Below are 24,531 nucleotides of genomic sequence, written 5' to 3'. Positions count from 1 at the left end.
AATGTTGCAAATATACCCTTTAAAGCAAAAGAGTATAGTTGGAATTATAGCAGGAAATGGCTTATTGCCAATTTCACTCGCCAATAGTTTCATTAAGCAAGGTGGGCAATGTTATATCGCAGCTTTGGAGGGAGAAGCAAATCCGGTATTGTATCAGGATTTTACCCACCAATTTTTTAAAATCGGTATGGTTAAGCCAATAATTGAATATTTTCGTAAGTATGATGTAAAAAATATAATTTTTGCTGGTAGTGTAAATCGTCCTAATTTGCGATCAATTAAAGTAGATTTAATGGGATCAAGGTTACTTGCACGCATATTGAAACAAAAATTTTTAGGAGATGATAAACTTCTTAGTATAGTAACAGATTTCCTAGAAGAAAAAGGGTTTAAAGTAGTTTCTAGTTATGAAATATTAAGAACAAATAATGATGTTATGACCATAGCTGTTCCATCTAGAATAGATAATACAGATATCGAACTGGGGATAAAGCTATTAGATAGTATCGGATATCTTGATGTAGGACAGTCAGTAATTGTTGATAATGGGTATATTATAGGTATTGAAGCGGCTGAGGGTACAGATAATTTAATAGAAAGATGTTCATATTTACGTAAAAATTCTACAGGTGGTGTACTTATTAAAATGATGAAGAAAGGTCAAGATACTAGAATTGATATACCTACAATAGGAGCAAAGACAATAAGTAACTTAGCTAATTATGGTTATAAAGGGTTAGCCATACAAAAAGATAAAGTGATTATTCTAGAGATAGAAAGAACTATTGAACTCGCTAATGAATGCGGACTTTTTATTAAACTTATTTAGTGTATCTAAAGAATTAGGGTAATAAATTTTATCTTACAACCCCTACTATAAAATTGTAGTAACTGATTTTCTTGACAAAACAGTACAAAAAATTCAGAATAAAATTCTTTCGCGTATAAATGATAATTTCTAGGCTATTATACCAAATTTTATTGATCTTTGAAACATCTTCTTCAAATTATTTGAGTAATATTACTTAGTGCTATGAGAAATTCATGCTAAAATAAAAAAAAATTTCTTCCAAGAAACATGAGACCTATTACAAAATTCACTTATGTGTAAGGATTTGAAGAGTCTGTAGAAAAATATATTACTTTATGACAGCCAATGTACTAGTAGTTGATGATATAGAATCAAATGTTAAATTACTGGAAGCTAAACTTTTAGGAGAATATTACACAGTCTTTACTGCCAATAACGGCAAAGATGCATTGGATGTTCTTGCCCTTAATAGAATTGATATTGTATTACTTGACGCCATGATGCCTAATATAGATGGATTTGAAATCTGTAAACGAATTAAGTCTAATCCTTACACTATTCATATACCAGTGATTATGGTTACGGCTCTTTCTGATACTGAGGATCGCATAAAAGGTCTTGAAGCTGGAGCTGATGAATTCTTAACAAAACCTATTGATGACACTGCTCTTTTTGCAAGGGTACGATCTCTTGCTAGAATGAAGGCAGTTATTGATGAACTCAAGCTTAGAAACACTACTAATGCTGAATTAGGTGGTGACGTTATAGAGGTAAAAGATAATTTTTCAGATAGTAAAATACTTTTAGTTAACGATGATATAGTGCAGGCAAGAAACATAAATAAAATGCTTCTAAGCCTTACCCCCAATATCAAAATAATATCTGATATTAATGAATTGGAGAAAGATAGCGAATATACCCCGGATTTAGTAATTATCAGCTGCCAATTAGAGCAAGGAGATCCTTTAAGAATAAGCGTGATGCTACGGTCTGATGCTAAATTCCATGATACGGTACTCATATTACAAGCTGAAGAAGAAAATACATCGATAGTTATCAAAGGTTTAGAGCTGGGTATTAATGATTATTTTACATACCCAGTAGACAAAAACGAGCTGTTAGCTAGAATCAGAACTCAATTGAAAAGAAAACATTACCAAGATACTTTACGCAATGATTTAGAGTTAAGCGTAAATTTGTCGATCAAAGATGGTTTGACAGGCATATTTAATCGTCATTATTTTGATACACACATAAAGCAAATGGTAAAAAAATCTACTGATAGTAAAAGACCTTTATGCTTACTTATGTGTGATATTGATCATTTTAAGCAAGTTAATGACACTTATGGTCATCAAGCAGGAGACATAGTGCTAAAAACCATTGCTAATGTTCTGAAGAGTATTTTTAGGGTTACAGACTTGGTTGCTAGATATGGCGGAGAGGAATTTGCTATCCTTTTAAATGACATAACGATTGACGAAGCTATGTATATAGCGCAGCGGGCAAGAACAAGAGTGGAGTCTATCGATTTTAAAGTTAAAACGCAAAAAGACCCTATTAAGAAAACTATCTCCATAGGAGTAACTGAATACAAAATTGGGGAATCTATTAGTGATTTTATAGAACGTACCGATAAAGCTCTGTATCAAGCAAAGGAGGACGGAAGAAATAAAGTGATAAGAATAATTTAGATACACAAATGAAGACTAATCAGGTATACTAGACTTATTAGACCTCTTTCGAAACTCGCTTATGTGCAAGGGTGTGAAGGAGACGCTTCACCTCGAACCACAGCGTACTCTAATTCCGTTACGGATTCGAGTGCCGCATCGACGTGCAAATCACCAGCAGAAGTAGAGTTTCGAAAAGGGTCTATTGTAAAATTAGCTTATGAGAGGGTAGTTCTTAAAGAAGTATACCTTTCATATAAAAACCTAAAATCATGAAAAATGAAACTATTTATAAATGTTATCGTGAATTGCCATATAGGCCAAGTGTAGGCATGATGATAATAGATAGTGCTAATAGAATATTTGTTGGTAAAAGAATAGATACCAAAATAGCAGCTTGGCAAATGCCTCAAGGCGGTATAGATCTAGGAGAAACGCCTAGTGTTGCTGCCCTTAGAGAAATGTTTGAAGAGATAGGTTGTAATAAAGGTTATATTATTGCAGAAAGCAAATATTGGTATAGCTATGATGTACCTAAAATTTTAATACCTAAATTATGGGGTGGTAATTTCCGAGGTCAAAAACAAAAATGGTTTCTAATTAGGTTTACCGGTACTAACGAAGATATTAATATTAATACTCATAACCCAGAGTTTGAGGAATGGCGTTGGGCTAAGTTTGATGAGTTATTGTCAATTATAATTCCCTTTAAACGCAAGCTTTACAAAGCTGTAGTTAAGGAATTCGCCCCTATCGTTCATGATATAGTCAATTGATGAGAATTTGGTGATGTCGTCTTCGATCGCTCGCCTATTAGACTTGCTGCATAAATCAAAGATAGTTGAGGGATTTTTAGGAGAAACGAAGCTGGCTACCTTCGTGTACACAGACGTACGTGAGGAGCGGAGGCGAGTTTCGACGACAAAATCACCAACTAGATTGACTTATGCAGTAAGTCTATTATCTATAAGGCTTTGCTCCATCGCTCCTGCTATCCAATTCTCCTGAATTGACTATAGTCGTTCTTTTTAGTTGTTCTTTGAAATGTGCTGAACTCTTTTACTCATAGTAAAATTACCAAATTTTAGATTGTCGATTGATGATTGTTCTAGAGCATGAACTAATAACATACTATTTGATATGTTAAGTGTTACAGTTCCTGGTGTAAGAGTAATAGAATTACCATATATTACAAGACTTGTATCGTTTTTTTGTTCTGAATTAATCCACTCAAAGACTGGCTGTAGATTAAGATTTCTACGCCATATAATCTTCATTACTCCTAAGCTAGATACAACTATTTCTTTAATTAACCAAATAAAATATAATATAGAACGATAATTTAAATAGATCCTATCAGAGATCAAATTGAGTTTTATTGCCACAAGATAAGATATACTGGGGATAATCAAGAAAACCAACAATGCAAAAATATCATTAGGTACTCCTGTTAGACCAAACAACACCAATAACAAAGTAATTAAAGTAAAGATTTTAGTGTGCATCATACTTTCCTCCACCTTTAACAGTTGATGTAAACGGTAGAAAGATCATTACCACAAAAAATAATGCACTTATAATACCAAAAATGCTATTTATCGCAATTACAAATGCTTCCTTATTTATATTACTGGCTAACCAAAAATACGAAGCCTTTTCTGGATCAACCACTTTACCATCCAATAATTGTCCTAGAAATTGTAATTTCATTAGAATAGAGGGTGAAGTGGAAGAAATATTCTCATTTAAATATTGGCTAAAAATCTTAGTTTTATCTGTAAGAAGGGTGCTAATAACTGCAAGACCAACAGCTCCTCCAAGATTACGAGTAAGATTATACAACCCACTAGCATTCCCCACCTTGTCTTTACTCATACTGCCTAAAGCAATATTATTAGTAGGTAAAAAGCAAAACATCATCGCCAGTCCCCTAATAAATTGTGGTAAAAAAAATTCGGCAAATTTAGCATCTGCTGTTAGAAAACTATTTAGGTAGCAACCTAAACTAAATGTAGCTAGACCGATAGCCAAAATAATTCTTAAATCTAATCCAGAACTAAGCATTTTTCCTGCAAGTGGAGCTGACAGAAATTGTGCTATACCAGTAACCATCATGGTGAAACCAATTTGTACAGTATTAAAACCAGCTATTGTAAATAAAAATAAAGGTAATAAATAGACTGCACCATACAATCCTATACCTATGACAAAAGAGTAGATACAACCAAAGGTAAAATTTTTGTTAGCAAAAGTTGTTAAATCTAAGATTGGATTAATAAATGTCAGTTCTCTAATAACTAGCATAATAAATCCAACAACAATTAGTATGATAAGGAATAATATCAAATTATCTTCTATCCAACCTTTCTTATTTCCTTCTTCTAAAACATATTGCAAAGAAGCAAGAGTAACAGTCAATAAAATAATGCCAACAAAATCAAAATTCTTGAGCAAATTGTAATTAGGTTGATCAAAATCAGCGTATAAATATACGACCACACAAACAAAAATACCAGGTATTACATTGAGTAAAAACATAAAATGCCAAGATAAGTTTTCAGTAATGTAACCACCAAGTGTTGGTCCAAGTGTTGGGGCTATTGTTACGACTAATCCTACTATCACAGTAACTACGGGGCGTTTTGAGGTAGGAAAAATTATAAATATTGTACTAAAAACAGTTGGTATCATTGCTCCACCAAAAAATCCTTGTAAAGCTCTAAAAATAATCATTGTTTCTATATTGCTGGCTAGCGAACATAGAATACTCATAACGGTAAAACCAAGAGCAGCAATAAAATAAGAAATTCTAGTGGAGAGAAGCTTGGCTGTAAAACCGGTTATTGGTATTATAATCACTTCTGCTATAAGATATGATGTTTGAACCCAAGATAATTCATCACTAGAAGCAGAAAGACCGGCTGCAATGACTGATAAAGAACTGGCAACAATTTGAATATCCAACACTGCCATAAACATTCCCACTATCATTGCAAAGAATGCAAGTAACTGCTTATTTGATAGTGGAGGAGTAAGGTCTTGTTGCATAGAAAATAAGCTATAATTATAGCATATAACTTATATCACAAAAGTAACAATCTTACAAGCAAATATCTTAAAAAATATACATTTGATAAAATTATTTAGTAGTATCTAATAGAATAAACTATAATAATTCATGTATTTAAATAGCGGGTTAGTTACTATGTCCAAGAAAAAATCTAATAATTTGAGTAAGAAAATACAAAATATTAATGAAAAATTTGAGAAAACACTTGGCGAGTTAGATAAGAAATTGTTGGAATCCGAGATGGTGACAGATATGATTAATGACTCATTAGATAGAACGGGTGGTTCTGTTCCGTCTTCGGAAGTAGATAAGTTGATGGAAGAAATGCAGTCTGAAGTTAATTTAGATAATAAATCTGCTGAATTAGGTAAACGAAAAGATCAAGAAATAGAAGCTAGACTTAATAAATTAAAAAAAGATCCAACTCCAACTGTGGAAGGTCCAATTCCAACTGTAGACGATTTGCAAGAAACACTGAAAAAATTAAAAGAAGATGAGAAAAAAATACTTCAGTCAACAAAACCAATAGGTAAAGTAGCCCCACGCCCAAGGAATAATAGCCAAAGGAATAATAATTTAGCAGCTAATTCTCGTAAGGTACAGGAGCAGAACCCATCTAAGCCACCGGAAATTAACAATAATAATAAACAACCCGATGTTCCAAAGGAAAACGCTATTTTGGATGATATAAAGCCGGAAAAAAGCTGGTTTGCAAAGATTATAGATAAGGTTGTTGATATTGTTAAAGAACTCTTGAATAATTCGCAAAATCAAGATACTCCATCTCCTAAACAACAAGATTTACAACAAGAACTACAGGAGTTCAGGCAGAGAAAACAAGAAATATTAGCACCAGTAATACAGGCACAAAAGAAAGCAAAATTATTAAAAGAAGAACAAAAAGTGAGTAGAGAAGTATTCAAGGCAAAAAGACTAAGGCATAATTTAGCAAAGCATGATAATAATAAACCTTTGCGTTCTAGTACTTCATCTATTACTTCACCACCTAGTACTCCTCCAGTAAAACCAGCAGTAAATAAGAACGATAGGGGTGGTAGGTAACTTACTATTACCCACATCTTTTAAAAGCCATAAACATCCTGAATTTATTTCAGGATGACGTCCCATGAGTTCAAAAATGTGGGTAATAGTAATGGTATACTCAAATCAGAAGAGTATAGGTAAGTCACATAGAATGTTGATTATGGTTATCTATAGAATTACTTCTCTGCAGTTTTTTCCGATGAAGAAAGCTTTCTTCTTCTTGTAATAAATTTGGTGCAGATTTACTTTTTCGTAACTGTGCTATAACCTCAGGTGTTACGATCTCTTTAGCAGATTTTTTAGCAGCCTCCATAGCTTTTGTTAATGGGCTATAATCCCTTATTACCTTAGGTTGTTTATAAAAAGGATTATGTGTCCTACCTAGATCTTTTAAAAGGCTTAGTGTACCTTTTGCAGCTGCTGTCAGTATATTATTACTTTTGTTCTTTTCTTTAGTTTCAGGTTCAGTTGCTTTTTCATTAGGTTTTTCTTCAAACTTATTGACTGTTGTATGAAGTGTAGCTCGTTTTTGCTCATCGGTTAACTTGTTATAATTTTTGTCAAACATCAGTTCAGTTAAAGCTTGTTGATATATATCAAATTTATTTTGTTTTTGCTCATCGGTTAACTTAAAATAATCCTTATCTTGTATTAATTCAGCCAAAGCTGCAGTTTGGATATGTTGTTTTTGGGCGATCTCACGTAGTTCTCGTAAATTCCTATAATAGGCAACATCATCCTTACGGAGTTCATCATTAATATTGATTTTAAATGCTGTAGTAAGGTTAGCTGAGTCCTTTTCAGTTACACCTGAGCCAATCATAGAAATAGCTGAAAGTGTACCACTTTTTAGTGCTGTAAGAATCTTAACAGGATTCCCACTAGTAGCAGCAGTTATATTAGACGCTAAATTAGCGGCATTTTGAAGATTATCAACTATGAATTTGCTTGCACTAAATGCCATTTCTACTTTGGGATCTACATAGTGGTAATGTTTATCTTTGCCATTTGGAACATGGTTATTTGGGACATGTAATTTCTTTTCCAATGTCTTGGCTAATTTGGGATCGAGTAGTAGTAAGTATTGTTGCTTGTCTATGTCCCCTCGATTTTGCATCAATAGGTCATTTTCTTGTGCAAGTTTACGGAGTCTTCTTGTTTTGATAACATCAGCTACTATTTCGCTAGTTACTCCAGCTAATGCTATTGCAGCCGCGGTCAAGGCTACTGGAGGGGAAACCCCGGCTAGTGTTACTACTGCAAGTGCAATTGTAACAGTACGACCTATAGCACTACCAAATAGCACCTTAGCCAATTTTGTATCTAACAGCCACTCTATACCTTTGAAAAGCCTCGTACTCTTTGTCCAATCCCAAGCAGCTTTAATTTTATTTAAAAGTCTCTTAAATTTTGATTCTGTCTTTGGTTCTGTATTTTCCTGTTCTAAAGATTTTGCAAATTCATCTGAAATTTTAACTTCATTTGTTTTAACCGATTTTAATCTTTCACTTTTCTCTTGCTCAATTATATGTAAATCATCTTTACTTTTTACAGATTTTTGAGAGAGAGTACGTTTTAACTTATTTTCACGTTCAAGCTCCATATCATCAAAGCTTTTGGAAAGTTCTGCTTTTCTTTGTTTGGGTTGCACTGTTTGATTGTCTAACGTATTAGCTATTTCTATCTCTTTAGGCACAATTGTAGTACTACCTATCTCAGAACTTTCAAGGTTTTCAAACGGCGTAGATTCTTTTTTGTCATCTGTCATAATATATAACCTATTGGTATAGACTCCTATCATATTTAATCTTAAAAGAGAGTCTAACAGCAAATTATACAAGGTTAAAGACTAATTTTATAATAAATAAAATTAGTCAGCAATGATTGCTATATATTCTAGTAGCAATTCTACCACAAACCTAGTGTTTTCCACCACATACCGCCTATAAAAATCCATATAATGCCATATACTAGACTCAAAACTAAACCAAGATACCACCATGTTCTGATCTTCATATATCCTGTCTCAAAATATATTGGAGCACTACTAAGTCCATAATGAGTAAGACCCGAAGATAATATTGATAAAAAACTAAGTAGCAATGCAGATAGTAAACTAGGCATTTTAGCATGCATAAATAACGCTAGAAAAGTAGGAAAAAGTATAGCAATATGGGTTGTAGTACTGGCAAAAAAGTAATGTATATAAAAATATATTATAGAAAGTATAATTATACCAATCATTGGAGAGAAAAAACTTAATAAATTGTCTCTAAGTTTATCACTAACCCATGATATTAAACCAAAATCAGACAAAAAACTTGAAATCATAACTAAAGTGCCATACCAAATAAAGGTATGCCATGCCCCTTTATCTGCAAGAGCATCTTCAAACTTAATTACTTTGCATAATAATAAAATACACACGCCCAATAGTGCAACTGTAGTAGCTGATAATCCCCATTTGCTGCCAAGCATCCATAAAAAAATTAGAATTACAAAAGTTATTAGCATAATAATCTCTTGCAATGATATATCACCTATTTCTTGCAATTTTGCCCTAGCTATTTGTATAGCAGATGGATCGTATTTAATTGAGGGTGGATGTAAATAATAAATAATAAGAGGCATTACAGCAAGAGAAATCACGCCTGGCACTATAGCTGCTATTGCCCAGTCACTCCATGTAATTATAATCCCAGCATCAGCTGCAAACTTAACAGCTAAAGGATTAGCGGCCATAGAGGTAATAAACATAGCACTAGTTATCACATTTGATTGAAAGACTACTTTCATGAGAAACCCGCCGTTTGAAACGGATGTTTTGTAATTTGTTTTATCAGAGTAAGCGGTGCAGAGTGACTGAGCGATAGGAAAAATTATCCCTCCTCCCCTAGCACATACACTAGGAATAAAAGGTGCAAGTATAAAATCAACAATTACCAAAGCATATGAAAGACCAAGGGTACTTTGTCCGACAAGTAGAATGATGTGATAAGCTATCCGTTCCCCACAGCCTGTTTTTATAAAACCCTGAGCAATAAAAAAAGCAAACAGCACCAGCCATATAATGCTATGACTAAACCCGGATAGACTTTGTTCTAAGGAAAGGGTTTGCGTCAGAATACAACAGAGTATGCTAAATAAGGCTATAGCACCCATAGGTAAAGGATTAAGAATTATAGCTGCAATAGTGGTAATAAATATAATAGAAAGATGCCACACCTTAACATCAAGTCCTTCAGGGGTCGGTATATACCATATTACACAAGCTAAAATAACAAGCATTATAATAGGTAAATTTTTGTTCCAATTACACATATTAAGCATAATAAATTTATTTCAAGATCGAGTAAGGTAAGTGGGGGGTTTCGTATCAATTGATAATGCGTGTAGTCCGCTCGCTAGTTCATCTGCTAAAAGATTGTGAATTATTTTATGCTGTTCTAGCAAACTTTTTCCTATAAAAACTGCTGTAAAAATTTTGATCTTAAGATGACTTTCAGTAATGCCACCATTATGGCTGGCATGTTTGTAACTTTCGTCAACTATTTCGCAATAATGTGGTTTTAACACATCTAGTTTTCTTTTTATTCTATTTATTTTGGTCATAGTTATATATATATAAAACTTTTACTTGTATCAAGTCTACTGGGATTTTAGTATTTAGCAAATATTATTATTTAGTTGGTTATGGCAAAATTAGATACAAAAATTAGAAATTTGCAATCTGAGCTTGATAAAGCCGGGCATGGGTATTGTATCTCTTTTAAGTTATTAAATTACGACGAATTGAATGCTATGATGGGAGGAGATATTTATATAATTGACAAATTTAATAAAATTATTTCTGAAGTTTGTAATAAATTAATTACTGCTCCTTCTATATCAGTTTATAAACAAATTGAGCATGATAGAATATTGTTGCTTTTACCCACACTAGACCAAAATCTAGTTAAGGAAGTTGTCCTAAAAATATATTTATTATCTCAACTTTATGTCGATGATCTATTACCTGCAGTTTATATGAATTGCAGTAGTGCTAGCATAGAGTTTCCCAAATTTACCAATAAAGCTGAAGAAGTATATAATCTATTAAATTGGCTAGGTTCTTATCAAGGTGACCAAAGTTATTATCGTGAGTATGATAAATATTATAATATAGAGTGTGTTAAAGAGTCTAATAAGCAGCTGAATCTCTTAAGAAAAGCTTTATTAAACAAAACAATGGTTTTTGCTTATCAGCCAGTTATTGACCGTAAAACAATGAAAATTCATTACTATGAATGTTTACTAAGGATTCCTGACACAAATAACAATCTATTTTCTGTAGGAGCAATAATTCTAGAAGCTGAAAAGAAAGGTTTAATTTTTATAATAGATCAAATAGTGCTAGAAATGGCAATCAAAGAACTAGATGCTAACCCTAGCTTAGTGCTTGCAGTTAACATTTCAAATATTGGTATATTAGATGCTTCTCTCCTGGAGATAGCAGAAAAACTATTACAAACATATGATGTTTCAGGAAGGTTAATTATTGAGATTACTGAGACTACCCTTAATCAGCATTACCAACAAATAAAATCCTTTATGCACAGACTAAGAAAATACGGTTGTAAATTTGCTTTGGATGATTTTGGAGCTGGGTTTACTTCATTTAAACAATTACAAAATCTACCGATAGATATTATTAAAATTGATGGTAGTTACGTACGTAACATCACTAGCGATATACAAAGTCAAGATTTCATTAAACGATTAATTAAAATTTCTGAGAATTTAGGCGTTCAAACTGTAGCAGAATTTGTTGAAAATGGGGAGATAGCCAATTTTTTAATCAACTTAAAAATTGATAATATGCAAGGCGATTTCTTCTCACCGGCATCGGTTAACAGAATAAAATAATCATCAGAACGATGCCCCCACAACTGTTGAAAGTTAGAAAAAGGAGCGGTTTTAAAGCTCATCATGGCAATTTAAAAGTTGCAGAAAAATAACCAAGGTCATTGCGAGGAGGAGGCGATTCCATCGCCTCCTCCTCGCAATGATGGTTAAGGAAAAACTTGATTATCGAGTTCTACACCTGATTGTTAAAATATAATACTCCATTCAATATGTGATTTTAATTATTAAAATCACATATTGAATAATGAAAAAAGTTAAAATGCACCCGCAGAATTACTTCAAGAGTGCATTTTTCCTTATGACAAAGCCAGTTCTATAGAAGAATTATTAATTCTTCTAATAAACTGTTCTAATAGTTTGTTTATGTTTTTACATAATGCGTAGCATTTTATTTGGTGCTTATATCGAACTTAGGTTATTATAATATACTCTTCTGCTTTGAAGAATTGGTTTTTGCAAATAATTGCGGGGATTTCGCGTACTTATGTACTTCATGTACTGCTTGCGTTCGCTCACCCTTGGTTAATATTATGGTTCAATTTGTTACCTTATCAGGCTTTTCAGAATATGAAGACACAGTAAAGTTGATGGAAGATAAGGTTACAAGTTTAATCAATAAATCTTCACAAGAGATTGTTTATTTAGTTGAATATAAGGATATTTATACCGCAGGTACTAGTTTTAAGGCAAATGAATTATTAAATCCTAGAGATATACCGGTAATTTATACTGGTAGGGGGGGGAAGTTTACCTACCACGGTAGCGGACAAAGAGTAATATACCCCATTCTTGATTTAGCCTCAGAACGAAGGCAAAAGGATTTAAAACTATATATTAAACTATTAGAAGAATGGATTATAAATAGCCTTTTATATTTTGGGATTAAAGCTTTTACTATAAGTGGTATAGTGGGAATATGGGTAAAAGAAAACGGTGTACCCGCAAAGATTGCATCAATAGGTATTAGAGTTAAAAAATGGGTTACATATCATGGTATTGCTGTAAATATTTCAACAAATCTTGATATGTTCTCCGGAATTATTGCTTGTGGTTTGAGAGATATGCCTATGACCTCGTTTAAGAAACTTGGTATTGATATAACGTTAGATCAGTTTGATGAAGTTATTAAGGATAAAGTCTTTGAGATATTTTAAAATATTCAGTATATACTCAGGTAGAACTTCAAGAATTGGCGTTGTCGTGTCTAAAGATCTCCGCTGCTCACGTACTAATGTACGCTACGCTGTTCGACTTTGCTACTGCCTAGCTCTTCTTGAAGTTATACTATCGTCTACCAACTCTTCATTTACGAGCAGTATACCCCTATGAGTTCAATTTATCATATACTTGATAAGATTCCTGCTATTTATCCTGAGGACATGCAAATAGAATATGAACAATTAGCTCAGCAATTAATCAAATCAGGAAAACTTAGAATAGATACCGATAATAGTTGTAATTTTGCAAGATTTTCTGATCCAAAGTTCAATATTAGTTTGATGGTAAGTAAAGAGGAAATAACTGAGCCAAATTTAATTGAACAAACTAATCAGTTATTAAGATATCTATACAAATCTTCTATATCAGATAAAAAATTGGCATCGATTTATACAGATCTGAAAAAACAAATTCAAAAATTACAACCAGTTGACCAATCTGTTACTGAAAAATTAACAAGGCTTTTTGTTCAATCAGCCCATCCTATAGTTATTAGGTGGTTATTGCATGATAAGGTCCAAGTATTTATTACTTATTCCCATAATATTGGTGATATGATGGATATAGTTGATTGGCAACGTTCTGGTTCTAATAGCGGTATGCAAAGTACTGACGGTAAGAATGTAGCAGTCTTTGTTTCCTGTGGTGGAAATCCATTTGCTGAAAATGATAAAAATCACCCAACTTATGGTGATGGATGGGCAGCAGTTGCTAGGTTGCAAATTATAGCTGGGCAGGAACTTGGGCATTTTGCTGATATTAAAAGAGATGCAAATGGTCGTCAAATTAGTCGTCATTCAGCAAATTTCTCTGGAACGAAAGCAACGCCTCATGTAAAACAGGCGAGGAAAGATGATATTATTAATTGCAATAAATTATTAGCTAATCTTCTCTCTATGGGGATGAGGCAAATGATTATTTATGAAGAAAAGGTAGAATTTTATAATAAAAACAAGGTACATGGCATAAGGGTTTATTGGGCAAAATTACTTGGATCAATCCATAAACAGAAATTTTTATTTTCTGTTAATAGGAAGGGCTTGCTCTTTATTAAGAGATTTGCAAGGGAACAATATATGGGTTTGATGATTAGAGCTATGATCGAAGATATGAAGTTTAATTTAGCACCAGTCGCAGATGTTTATAAAAATAGTAACCCTGAGATCGAAGAGACAATTGCCTGTATAGAAGCTCTAGCAAGAGTACCCCAACAAGTGATGAAATGGGGATATTTAACGACTATGGCAACAATGCAAGGATTATATAAAGTATATTATTCCGAAGTTATACCTTCCTTAATTTCTAACTATGTATTAATGACTAAGCAAAGCTATAAACGTGATATGTCAAAGCCAAGATCTCTAACTAATTTTTTTCGTAAAATAAACATATTTAGTAAAAAAAAATTAGTATTTAAACAAATCAGAGAAGTATAATTAGCTTTAAAAAGGTTTAAAATGCATTCGCAAAACCGCTTTAAGAATGCATTTTTCTTTTCCATGATATTTTCAAAAAACAATTCGTAGGAGCAGAAGAGTATAATCAAGTTTTTTTAAATAACCCTGCTATAGCCTATAATGTAGAACTTCTTATCTTAAAACTTTTTCTATGATAAGGCGAGAGACCGTGAAGGCTTATAGCATTTAGATGTTCTTTAGTACCATAACCAGAGTTTTTGTGCCACATATATTCCGGAAATTCTTTGGCATATTCAAGCATTAAGCGATCTCTAGTAACTTTCGCAATAATAGATGCTGCTCCAATAGAAATTGATAAATTATCGCCATTTATTATACTAATAAATCTTGGATCGTGAAATTTCATGTTACCATCTATTAATACCGTATCCGGTTTAACAGCAAGATTTGCTACTGATATAGTACAAGCTTTTTTAGTTGCTTCAAGGATATTAATTATATCTATCTCATCGTGATGCACTATACCAACAGACCAAATATAGCTTTGGGTTATTTGTTTATATAACAACTCCCTCCTTGTTTTAGTAAGTTTTTTAGAATCTTTAATACCATGTATGATTTTTGTTTGATCAATGATAACAGATGCAGCTACTACAGGACCAACTAGCGGACCTCTGCCAGCTTCATCTACTCCAGCTACCAATCCTGAATATTTTTGTTCTAATGTAAACATCATGCCTCCCATAAAATGACAATCTATGTATTCCCACCTTATATACTGCTCGTAAATGAAGAGTTGGTAGACGATAGTATAACTTCAAGAAGAGCTAGGCAGTAGCAAAATCAAGCAGCGTAGCGTACATTAGTACGTGAGCAGCTTCGATCTTTGGTCGAGGGAACACCAATTCTTGAAGTTCTACCTGAGTATACTTAAACTGCTTAAATTGACACCCATGAGTTACGGCTACGGCGGGGATCTACCGTCCCTTATCTTTATTAGAATGCTTTGTGTTAGAAGGGGTAGTATTGGGTTTAATAGTACTACTACCATTTCCCATAGATATATCGTTTTTATTGAAAGTTTCTCTCAGACGGTGATATATTTGAGATCCAGCTGTACTCTCAAGTTTGCTTAATATCTTTTCTAATGCAGTCTTACTAGTTTGCAATCCATCACTTCTATTTGCTTTATCAATAGCTTGGATTGTTCCGACACCATTTTCAATAAAAGCCTCTTTCTGTTCCTCAGGTGATTTAACAAATGATTTAATATAATGCCTTAGTTTTGCACCTAAATCTGTAATGGTTCTAACATGTACTGGATCAGCCGGTGAAAATTCCAATGCCGAATACATTTTTTCTGTACCAGCTCCTATAGTTGCAATTGTCTCAATCTGTTCGGTTTTCTGTAAGGATTTATGTGGAAACTCTTCTATCAATGTATCCATTTGTTTAGCTTGTTTGCCAAATTTATCTAAATTAGGTTGTCCTTTAACATATTCGGCAGAATATCCTTTAGCAAGTTTACCATGAGCATCAAGGGTGGTGCTAATATTGCCTTTAAATTCACCAAATTCCTGGTCAGTAGTTTCAATAGCTTGTGAAAGTACATTTGTTGAGTCATCATCCAACGACACCTGTATTTTTACTTCTTTCTCTATTCCCATGCTTTTCATAGCTTCAGCAAGTTCAGGAGTATATTTCGAATCAAAGCTAAAGTTGAGTAGACTTTTAAACCTATCTATATCCTGTACGAAGCCTTCCTTTGGTTCACCAACAATATTAGCTATATCTGATTTAAACTTCTCTAATTTGGGCATAAAAATATCTTTAATTAATGTTAGCAATCACTAAAAACTCTTGCAGTTACCCTGCCATCTTTTTTTATTATTTGTTTTAATTGTACATTCGTGCTGATTACAAAATATCATTATTACTTCAAACTCTCTTAGAAGCTCTCTAGTAATAGTAATTTTGTTACCTTTACATTGGTTTCTACTTGATATGTTAATATATATATCGACATTTTCACATATTTTATTTGGAGCAATTGGTTTATAGTTTACCAAAATTGTGTATCCATCGGAAGTAAAAATATTTTTTTCTATAGGAAATATTTTAGCATCCTTTTGACCAAACCAGTTAGCCCAATATATACGTTTAAATTCTGGCATCTCATTGACATAAATGTCAAGTTCACCATTGTTATTTTTTATACCAACAGCATTTAAATTTATATCAAATATAAAATTAGGTTTAGGAGAATTTAGCATTAAGATTACAGATATAATCATTATAATTAGACCTAAAAAATGCCACTTTGTTCTCCATAAACAAGTCCAAAAAAATCCAAATAAGAAAGTAATTAAACTAATTTTGGTTATATAACCAAAATACCATACTGATAATGGTAAGGTATTAGTAAATTTCACTGCTGCAATAATTATATTAATGAAAAAACCTACTAATTTTAAACAATATTGATCTATACCAAACATCATTAAGAATAATGAGATAATAGATAACGGCATCAGAAAGAAAGACATTATTGGTACAGCAATAAGGTTCATGGGAATAGAATAAGTAGGAAATGTATAAAATTGGTTTATTACTACAGGAGCAGTTACTATGCTTGCAAGGAAGCTTGAATAAATATTAGAGGCAATATAAAATTTTATGGAAGAAAAGATGCCCTTGCTTTTACCTAAAATCCATTGATTTCTGATATAAAATTCGTAACCAGCAGTTAGTGATAATACTGCCACAAAAGATAATTGGAAGCTTGGATGAAATATATATTCGGGATTTACCGATAATATTATGAAAGCCGCAATCGCGAGCGATCTTAGGGGGTAGGGCTTCCGTCCTATCATAACTGCATAAATAAAAATTGCCGTCATAATGAAGGCTCTAGTAGCTGCGATTTGTGTGCCACTTAGCTGCAAATAACCATAACTGCCTATTAAAGAACAAATTGCTGCAATTGACTTTATGTTGTAATTGTAAGCAATATAATTTGATAGATTTAATAAGAATCTTGCTGATATGAAAAACAGCATAGCTACCAATGACAAATGTAAACCGGAGACGCAAAGTATGTGAGATATACCGCTTTGTCTCATTTCTTTCATTAATTTTCTATCGATGGCTTTGGTTTCTCCTAGTAATATTGCTGCGGCGAAATTACCTTTAATAGAACCGAGTATTTGGAGCAGGCGGTTGTAAATATTTTTTTTAATTTTATAGATAAAACTATTAGTGTAGAGATCACTATGTGCTATAATTTGAGGGGGGGACAGTGCATAGCCAGTGGCGTTGATATCTGCCAAATATGCATAAAAGCCAAAGTCATAGCCACCTGGTAGGATACTACTTTGAGGCTTATAAAGCTGAGCCACTAGGCTAATATTATCGTTAATATTAATTTCTTGAGCATATTTTGCTGGCATGCTTATCCTAACTTTCTCTAAAACCTGATTAGACCTATTAAGTTTTTGAATTTTGACCTGATATAATATAACTTGCATACCATGAGTGGTCGGTTTCATCGATTCTACGATGCCGCTTGTTCTCGAAATTATTGGCTTTTTAATACCAACAACATGTAAATTTGATATACGATATTTGCCAACTAGCATACCACAGGAAAAAGCGATAATTATCCCCGCAATAAATCGCCCAAATATGTTATTTCTTAAGGTTATTAGTGACAAAGAAATTGTGAAAATAGCTAGAATAGATATAAAGGAAGGTTCGCTACTTAAAGTAAAATAAGTACCAATACCGCAAATGAAACTAACAAAATACCAAAGGCTGAGATTGTGATATTCTTGTTCTAAAATGCTTTTGGCAAGTCTAAAAATTAATTTATAATCTCTTAGGATCATTGCGTCTAATAGTAGATTTTTATTTAAAAATAAACTACTATTAGATGTAATTCAAGAAATCTATTCTCTCATTTCACCCTGAATATATAAATCATGAGCTACCTGATAAAAACTAATAGCCTCTTCCACTAAACTAGGAATATTCTCAATCTCTATTTTATCTTCAGCAATTAATTTATAAGTCTTTGCTTGTTCCTGTGGTCGTAAGATAACTAAGTGATTATCCTTCATGAAGCCAAGCAATTGATAAGTGCTGATAAAAGCTCTGTTTGCTGGCATGTTTAATATATCTTGACCAAAAAACTTACTATTATACGAAAAATTTAATAATCCCAAAATAGTAGGAACAATATCAATTTGACTGGCTAAATTATCAACTATCTGTGGTTTTAATATATTGGGAGCATATATTAATAGAGGTATGTGATATTTATTAACCGGTAAATCAGTTTTACCAGCACTTGATGCACAATGATCAGCCGTAATAACAAAGATAGTATTATCAAACCAAGGGTGAGTTTTAGCTAATTCAAGAAACTTACCAATAGCATAGTCAGTGTATTTAACAGCTGCACTACGTCCACCACCAGATGGCAAATCAATCCTACCTTCGGGGAAAGTATAAGGACGATGGTTAGAGGTAGTCATAATTAATGAGAAAAAGGCTTTGCCTTCCTTATAATTTTGATCAGCTAACTCCAGTGATTTTATTAGTATATCCTCATCAGCTACTCCCCAAATATTAGAAAAACTTATTTCGTTGGATTTTAGATTGCCTTGATCAACTATATTATAGCCATTACCATGAAAATAATTTTGTAAATTATCAAAGTAACTATAGCCACCGAATAGGAAGTTAACAGCATAGCCTTGATTCTTAAAAATAGTAGCTATATTAAATAATGACTGATTATCAGGACGACGGATAATAGAAGAGCCAGGAGTTGGCGGTACTGATAAAGTAATAGCTTCTAAACCTCGTACTGTTCTAGTTCCTACTGCATATAGATTGGTAAAAAATATGCTTTGCTCAGCTAATTTATCCAAATTTGGCGTAATATTTTGTTGATTACCAAATTTTCCCATGAATTCGCCACTCAGACTTTCTACGGTAATAAAAATAATATTATATTTATTACTGTTAAAAGAACTTGCCCTGATATTACGTTCTATAGTAGTAGCATTTGAGTATATTTGTTGTTCTTTCGATAAATTGCTGCGAACGATATTTAAAGCCTGGTTTTTATCAATTACTGGATAAAATTTATTATAATCTAAGCTATTATTAAAATAGGCAGAGAAAAACTCATATGGACCGTTTTTAGCAAGTTCGATAGCATATTTATTAGAATTAAAAGCAATTTTATTAGGGTTATAGAAATTAAAAGCAACTAGGCTAAGCAAAAATAGCATTATCACACAAAAAATATGTTTCTTGCCATTTAGAGTACTTGCTTGATTAATTATGTATTTTCTCAAGAAAAAAACAATTAATAGTGTAATAATTATAATGCCTAGTAATATTTCTATATAGGGCAAAGATTCCTTTACAGTACCAATGATTTCATGGGTATAAATTAGATAATCTACAGCAATAAAATTAAATCTAACACCGAACTCATCCCAAAAGATAATCTCGGCAATGGCAATAAATATTAGTAGTGCAATAGTACAAAAATAAGCGATAAAAGAGCAGCTTATATACAAAAATTTATACCGAGCCAATAACTTGTAGAAGCCAATGATAACAAGCAAAATTACTGGTAAAAAATAACAAAGAGATATTAGATCATTAAATGTACCAATAACAAAAATTGACACTAGATCAGATATGGTTATTTGTTGTTGCCATAAAGCATATGAGCTTAATAGAATACGAGTAATAAAATGAAATATTAGGTAAATTCTAACAATAGGAAAATGAAACAGTGTTTTTATCATATATATCTAAATTTTAGTCTTCCTATTACCATAAATGTCAAGAAAAACTTATGGGTAATAGGAAGCTGCCTACGTAGGGATTGATACCCTAGGTTATTAGACTTACTGCATAAGTCAATCTAGTTGGTGATTTTGTCGTCGAAACTCGCCTCCGCTCCTCACGTACGTCTGTGTACGTTGCGGTGCTCGGCTTCGTTTCTCCTAAAAATCCCTCAACTATCTTTGATTTATGCAGCAAGTCTATTAAACCGATGCCTTACATCAAAACTTGAGGTTAGGTAGCGAAATTTCAACCAATAAACCACCTAAAATTTTACTATCCTGCAAGGATATTGTTCCATTATGATCAATGATTATTTCTTTAGTAATAGCAAGACCAAGTCCAACATTACCTGAATTATTAAGTGGGCGTGACTTATCTGAACGATAAAATGCTTTAAACACTAATAATTTCTCTGCATCCTTTATGCCAATACCATTATCTTCAATTTTTATTATGGCATTAGTAGAACTAGAATATACAGTAATTCTTATTTTTGTAGAATATTTTATAGCATTACTTATTACGTTAGATATTGCACGTTCAAAGTTGATAGGCTTGATTTGTGCTGTTATCTGCTCTGTTGCAAGCAACTCAATATTGGCAACAGGCCATTTATTTATGATAGTAGACATCCAAGAAGATAACTCAATTATTTGAGCTTCTTCACCATTTTCACCCTTAGCAAAGTCAAGGTATGATTTTATCATTTGTTGCATGGTCAGTATATCTTCCTTAAGACCTTCTGTTTCTTCAGATTTGTTCATTAACTCCAGTTGTAATTTCATTCTAGTTAAAGGAGTACATAAATCATGTGAAATCATAGCTAACATTCTAGTTCTTGTAGTGATTTGTTTTTCAATTCGTTCTTTCATTTTAAGAAAAGCAATACCAGCCTTTTTAATTTCTTTTGCACCAGAAGGTTTAAATGTTTGTAATCTTGTAATTCCTTGTCCGAATTGATCAGCAGCATCTGCAAGAGTTAAAATGGACTTAATTTGATTTTTAGAGAAGATCAAAGAAACAGAAAGTAATAAAATAGTTAAAAAGATTAACCATAAAACAAAAATATAAGCAGTTGGATTCATCAATAATTTTGCGGCGAAAGTGATTTTTAGTAAACCATCAGTCAATTGGAATAATACTTCAATTCTTCCTGCATCATTAATCTGTACTATATTTTTCTTATTAATTTTTACGTTAATAATATTTTTAAAAATCTCTAATTCTTCACTAATTCTAGGTTGTTTGCGTGGCAAGTTTAATTTTTGATGAAACTGATACGACAAATTTAAATAATTTGTCTCTGTTGTGTTTTTTTCTAATAGATTATTGTCGTCTTGTTCAAGAAGGGAAATAATTTCATTAGCAATAATATTGCTAGTATAATAAGAAACATTATACCAGTGACGATCATAGAACAAAAACACTGCTAGAATTTGTCCTATTAATGTTGGAACAATAATAATGAGAACAAATCTAGCCAGTAAAGTTTGTGGTATAAGTTTATGTATAAATAGCATAACCGCTATTCCGTATGGTTTTTAGATATTTTGGTTCTTTAGGGTCATCTTCAATCTTACTTCTTATTCTGACAATTTGTACGTCGATAGAGCGAGGGCTAAGCCCTCCCATTATTTTTGACAACTCATCACGTTTCATTTCTTGTCCATTGTGTTTTAATAATACTTCTAGCAATTTTTGTTCTGTAGAACTCAATTGTACAGGTTGATTATTTTTTATAAATTCCTTTGATTCTAAATTATAATAATTATTGCCAAATCGCTTGATTTCATCTTGTTTTTTATAATTATTATAGCTATTTAATAGGTTATTAATCCTGAGTAATAATTCTTTCGGTTCGAAAGGTTTGGTCAGATAATCAGATGCACCAGATTCTAATCCCTTGATACGATCACTTGGTTGTGATAGTGCAGTTAGCATAACAATTGGTATAAGGTTTTTACTTGATCTTATAGTATGGGCAAAATCAAGCCCTGTAACATTCGGCAACATAACGTCTAGAATAATTAAGTCATAAATAGAGGATTTTAATAGTTCCGCAGCTTCTTGGACAGAAGCTGCTGTTGATACTAAAAAGTTGTTTTTATACAAAAACTGTTTTAAAAGTTTTTGTATTCGAGTATCATCATCGACTACAAGAATGTGGGGTTTTGAGCTTTGCATAAATAAATTTTCGGTGATAAGAATTACTATAGTTTAATAGTGGAACATTGACAATGACAATAATACAAGAAAATACATTAACTGAAAAGTCGTTTAAAAATCTTAATCAACTATCAGGTTATATCTGGATTAATGGTAGATTTATTGATTGGCAGGAGGCTAAGATACACGCTCTTACTCATAGTTTACATTATTCTGGTGGAGTTTTTGAAGGAGAAAAAGCCTATAATGGCAAAATTTTTAAATTAGAAGAACATACCCAACGTTTGATAGAGTCGGCAAAAGGTTTAAGTATAGAGGTACCGTATAGTTTTGAAGATATTATAACAGCTCACCAGTTACTTATAACAAAGAATAATATTAAAGATGCGTATGTTCGTCCTCTAATTTGGTATGGTAGTGAATCTCTTAATCTAACTAATGTAAATTTATCGGTTAATTTATTAATTGCTGCTGTTCCATCAACTCCTAGACCTTCTGATGATTTAAGTTTGCATATTGCACGTTGGCGGAAATGCCATCCAAACTCGTTGCCGCCGCAGTGTAAATCGTCAGGGCATTACAATATGATGATAGTATGCCAAAAAGAAGCTAAGTCTTTGGGTTATAGTGATGCAGTTCTATTAGATTGGCGAGGATTTATTGCTGAATGTACTACTACAAATATCTTTTTTGTAAAAGGAGAGCAGTTATTTACACCGATAGCTGATAGTTTTTTAAATGGCATAACGCGTCAAACAGTTATAAAACTTGCTAAAGAGTTAAATCTTGAGGTTAAGGAAGAGTACATAACTCTAGATAGGTTAGGGGAGTTTAATGAATGTTTTATGACTGGTACAGCTGCAGAAGTTAAGGGGATTAAATCGATTAACCGTGGTGATCAAAATATTATCTTTGAAGATAGTAAAATTACTAATTTGTTAAAAAAAGAATATAATAGCTTAGTGCGTAAATAAATAGTGATATAATGGAACTGATGCGATGAACAATAATATATTTAAAGGGCTTATTACAGCCATTATAACCCCGTTTAAGGATAATAAATTAGATTTTGTTTCTTTGGAGAAAATACTTAACTATCAAATTGATAATAAAGTTGATGGAGTAGTGATTGCTGGTTCTACTGGTGAAGGTCCTAGCTTAACTTTGCAGGAATATCAATCTTTGTTAGAAATAGCTGTAGAAATTACTAAAAACCGTACCCAAATAATAGCAGGTTGTTCCGCTATTACTACCAGCACTGCTGTAGATATGATACAAATATGCACAAAAATTTCAGTTGATGGGTTTATGTGTAGTATTCCTTCTTACGTAAAGCCAACTCAAGAGGGAATCTATTTGCATTTTGAAACTATCCATAATGCAAGTAATTTACCAATAATGCTATATTCAGTACCTAGTAGAGCTGTGGCAGATTTCTCTGATGACACGATAGTTAGGCTCAGTAAACTACCACGTATTATAGCTCTTAAAGATGCTGGTAACGATTTAGAGCGTCCTTTACGAATTAGGGCTATGGTTAAAGATTTTAATTTATTGTGTGGTAATGATGAATTAGCGTTATCTTATAATGTTCATTCGGGAGTAGGGTGCGTTTCTGTTGCATCTAATGTTACGCCTAGCTTGTGCAAGAAGTTACAGGATAATTGTCGTGATGGTAATTACCAGGAAGCTCTGCAAATTCAACAGCAATTATTGCCTATATATAAGGCATTATTTGCAGAATCCAATCCAATACCGGTAAAATATGCTGTGGCAAGATTAGGGTTATGTTCTAATGAGTTACGACTTCCTTTAACTTCAGCTGGCAAAGTCACTGAGGAGAAAATAAATAAAGCTATGGACTATGTCGGAATATAAAAAAGTAATAGCTCAAAATAAGAAGGCATATTTCAATTACTTTATTGAAGAAAAAATTGAAGCTGGCATAATATTGACTGGTAGTGAAGTTAAATCGCTACGTCAAGGAAAAGCCAGTATAGAAGATAGTCATGCGGAAAATTCGGCAAACGAAGTGTTTTTGTATAATTGTCACATTGCGGAATATGAAAAAGCTAACAGGTTTAATCATTCGACTAGAAGAACCCGTAAGTTGCTTCTTAATTCGAGTGAGATAAAAAAAATAATTGGTAAGATTCGCCTGAAAGGTTATACTCTTGTTGCTCTTTCTTTATATTTTAATAAGAAAAATAAAGTAAAAGTTGAGTTAGGCATAGCAAAAGGTAAAAAATTACATGATAAGAGGCAGACAATTAAAGAACAAGATTGGAAAAGGGATCAAGGTCGGATTATGCGAGTGAAGTAGGATAAAAATAATTTTTATGCGACACTCTACAG

The 24,531-nt window shown here is 32.5% G+C and carries 23 protein-coding genes; 11 read left to right on the top strand and 12 right to left on the bottom strand.

Annotation, left to right across the window (positions count from 1 at the left end):
- Position 1: 1 nt before the first annotated feature.
- The 4 genes from AAGD36_RS05190 (at position 2) to AAGD36_RS05175 (ending at position 3,492) form a co-directional block, all read left to right on the top strand.
- Positions 2 to 829, top strand: coding sequence for an LpxI family protein (locus tag AAGD36_RS05190; RefSeq protein WP_341755215.1), 828 nt, complete (start codon positions 2 to 4; stop codon positions 827 to 829).
- A 317-nt stretch (positions 830 to 1,146) separates the two neighbouring features.
- Positions 1,147 to 2,505 (top strand): PleD family two-component system response regulator, encoded by a 1,359-nt coding sequence (locus tag AAGD36_RS05185; RefSeq protein ID WP_341748317.1) that lies wholly within the window; start codon positions 1,147 to 1,149, stop codon positions 2,503 to 2,505.
- A 251-nt stretch (positions 2,506 to 2,756) separates the two neighbouring features.
- Positions 2,757 to 3,260 (top strand): RNA pyrophosphohydrolase, encoded by a 504-nt coding sequence (locus AAGD36_RS05180; RefSeq protein WP_341755214.1) that lies wholly within the window; start codon positions 2,757 to 2,759, stop codon positions 3,258 to 3,260.
- A gap of 13 nt (positions 3,261 to 3,273) precedes the next feature.
- Positions 3,274 to 3,492 (top strand): hypothetical protein, encoded by a 219-nt coding sequence (locus AAGD36_RS05175; protein ID WP_341755213.1) that lies wholly within the window; start codon positions 3,274 to 3,276, stop codon positions 3,490 to 3,492.
- A gap of 20 nt (positions 3,493 to 3,512) precedes the next feature.
- Here the strand turns inward: AAGD36_RS05175 and AAGD36_RS05170 are convergent, their stop codons facing one another.
- Both AAGD36_RS05170 and AAGD36_RS05165 read right to left on the bottom strand, forming a co-directional pair.
- On the bottom strand, positions 3,513 to 3,989 hold the full coding sequence (locus AAGD36_RS05170) for a Na+/H+ antiporter subunit E (protein WP_341756015.1): 477 nt from the start codon (positions 3,987 to 3,989) through the stop codon (positions 3,513 to 3,515).
- Positions 3,979 to 5,532, bottom strand: a complete 1,554-nt coding sequence (locus AAGD36_RS05165; protein ID WP_341755212.1) for a DHA2 family efflux MFS transporter permease subunit — start codon at positions 5,530 to 5,532, stop codon at positions 3,979 to 3,981. Before AAGD36_RS05165 ends, AAGD36_RS05170 begins: the two co-directional genes overlap by 11 nt.
- Positions 5,533 to 5,689: 157 nt before the next feature.
- On the opposite strand from AAGD36_RS05165, the gene AAGD36_RS05160 reads away from it, so the two are divergent.
- A complete protein-coding gene (locus AAGD36_RS05160) occupies positions 5,690 to 6,616 on the top strand; it encodes a hypothetical protein (RefSeq protein WP_341755211.1) in 927 nt (308 codons plus the stop codon).
- A 124-nt stretch (positions 6,617 to 6,740) separates the two neighbouring features.
- On the opposite strand, the gene AAGD36_RS05155 is transcribed toward AAGD36_RS05160, so the two are convergent.
- The 3 genes from AAGD36_RS05155 to AAGD36_RS05145 form a co-directional block, all read right to left on the bottom strand.
- The gene (locus AAGD36_RS05155) at positions 6,741 to 8,366 is read right to left on the bottom strand and encodes a hypothetical protein (protein ID WP_341755210.1); all 1,626 of its coding nucleotides are present in this window, start codon (positions 8,364 to 8,366) and stop codon (positions 6,741 to 6,743) included.
- A gap of 140 nt (positions 8,367 to 8,506) precedes the next feature.
- Complete coding sequence (locus AAGD36_RS05150) at positions 8,507 to 9,919, bottom strand: DASS family sodium-coupled anion symporter (RefSeq protein WP_341755209.1); 1,413 nt, start codon at positions 9,917 to 9,919, stop codon at positions 8,507 to 8,509.
- A gap of 21 nt (positions 9,920 to 9,940) precedes the next feature.
- A complete protein-coding gene (locus AAGD36_RS05145; RefSeq protein ID WP_341755208.1) occupies positions 9,941 to 10,210 on the bottom strand; it encodes a BolA family protein in 270 nt (89 codons plus the stop codon).
- 81 nt (positions 10,211 to 10,291) lie between these two features.
- Here AAGD36_RS05145 and AAGD36_RS05140 point away from each other — a divergent pair, with 81 nt between their 5' ends.
- The 3 genes from AAGD36_RS05140 (at position 10,292) to AAGD36_RS05130 (ending at position 14,157) form a co-directional block, all read left to right on the top strand.
- On the top strand, positions 10,292 to 11,503 hold the full coding sequence (locus AAGD36_RS05140; protein WP_341755207.1) for an EAL domain-containing protein: 1,212 nt from the start codon (positions 10,292 to 10,294) through the stop codon (positions 11,501 to 11,503).
- 530 nt (positions 11,504 to 12,033) lie between these two features.
- Entirely contained in the window at positions 12,034 to 12,657 is a 624-nt protein-coding gene (lipB, locus tag AAGD36_RS05135) for a lipoyl(octanoyl) transferase LipB (RefSeq protein WP_341756014.1), read from the top strand.
- A 171-nt stretch (positions 12,658 to 12,828) separates the two neighbouring features.
- Positions 12,829 to 14,157: a DUF2748 family protein gene (locus tag AAGD36_RS05130; RefSeq protein WP_341755206.1), complete on the top strand. Its 1,329-nt coding sequence runs from the start codon at positions 12,829 to 12,831 to the stop codon at positions 14,155 to 14,157.
- 136 nt (positions 14,158 to 14,293) lie between these two features.
- Here the strand turns inward: AAGD36_RS05130 and AAGD36_RS05125 are convergent, their stop codons facing one another.
- From AAGD36_RS05125 to AAGD36_RS05095, 7 genes are all read right to left on the bottom strand, one after another.
- Positions 14,294 to 14,872: a ribonuclease HII gene (locus AAGD36_RS05125; RefSeq protein ID WP_341755205.1), complete on the bottom strand. Its 579-nt coding sequence runs from the start codon at positions 14,870 to 14,872 to the stop codon at positions 14,294 to 14,296.
- Positions 14,873 to 15,116: 244 nt separating this feature from the next.
- Positions 15,117 to 15,959, bottom strand: a complete 843-nt coding sequence (locus AAGD36_RS05120; RefSeq protein ID WP_341755204.1) for a hypothetical protein — start codon at positions 15,957 to 15,959, stop codon at positions 15,117 to 15,119.
- 30 nt (positions 15,960 to 15,989) lie between these two features.
- Entirely contained in the window at positions 15,990 to 18,026 is a 2,037-nt protein-coding gene (locus AAGD36_RS05115) for a ComEC/Rec2 family competence protein (protein ID WP_341755203.1), read from the bottom strand.
- A 60-nt stretch (positions 18,027 to 18,086) separates the two neighbouring features.
- Positions 18,087 to 19,967: an LTA synthase family protein gene (locus AAGD36_RS05110; protein WP_341755202.1), complete on the bottom strand. Its 1,881-nt coding sequence runs from the start codon at positions 19,965 to 19,967 to the stop codon at positions 18,087 to 18,089.
- A gap of 88 nt (positions 19,968 to 20,055) precedes the next feature.
- Complete coding sequence (locus tag AAGD36_RS05105) at positions 20,056 to 20,205, bottom strand: hypothetical protein (protein WP_341755201.1); 150 nt, start codon at positions 20,203 to 20,205, stop codon at positions 20,056 to 20,058.
- Between the two features lie 23 nt (positions 20,206 to 20,228).
- The gene (locus AAGD36_RS05100; protein WP_341755200.1) at positions 20,229 to 21,530 is read right to left on the bottom strand and encodes a sensor histidine kinase; all 1,302 of its coding nucleotides are present in this window, start codon (positions 21,528 to 21,530) and stop codon (positions 20,229 to 20,231) included.
- The gene (locus tag AAGD36_RS05095; protein WP_341755199.1) at positions 21,514 to 22,194 is read right to left on the bottom strand and encodes a response regulator transcription factor; all 681 of its coding nucleotides are present in this window, start codon (positions 22,192 to 22,194) and stop codon (positions 21,514 to 21,516) included. Before AAGD36_RS05095 ends, AAGD36_RS05100 begins: the two co-directional genes overlap by 17 nt.
- Before the next feature lie 53 nt (positions 22,195 to 22,247).
- On the opposite strand from AAGD36_RS05095, the gene AAGD36_RS05090 reads away from it, so the two are divergent.
- From AAGD36_RS05090 to smpB, 3 genes are read left to right on the top strand one after another with little or no spacing between them, the layout of a single operon-like run.
- Positions 22,248 to 23,150, top strand: a complete 903-nt coding sequence (locus AAGD36_RS05090) for a branched-chain amino acid transaminase (protein ID WP_341755198.1) — start codon at positions 22,248 to 22,250, stop codon at positions 23,148 to 23,150.
- Between the two features lie 25 nt (positions 23,151 to 23,175).
- The gene (dapA, locus tag AAGD36_RS05085; RefSeq protein ID WP_341755197.1) at positions 23,176 to 24,054 is read left to right on the top strand and encodes a 4-hydroxy-tetrahydrodipicolinate synthase; all 879 of its coding nucleotides are present in this window, start codon (positions 23,176 to 23,178) and stop codon (positions 24,052 to 24,054) included.
- The gene (gene smpB, locus AAGD36_RS05080; RefSeq protein ID WP_341755196.1) at positions 24,041 to 24,499 is read left to right on the top strand and encodes an SsrA-binding protein SmpB; all 459 of its coding nucleotides are present in this window, start codon (positions 24,041 to 24,043) and stop codon (positions 24,497 to 24,499) included. Before dapA ends, smpB begins: the two co-directional genes overlap by 14 nt.
- Positions 24,500 to 24,531: the final 32 nt, after the last annotated feature.

Origin of the sequence: Candidatus Tisiphia endosymbiont of Ptychoptera albimana (assembly GCF_964026605.1) — a bacterium.
Lineage (GTDB): Bacteria > Pseudomonadota > Alphaproteobacteria > Rickettsiales > Rickettsiaceae > Tisiphia.
Note: the sequence above shows the minus strand (reverse complement) of the source record. Positions and strands in the feature narration are given on the sequence as shown.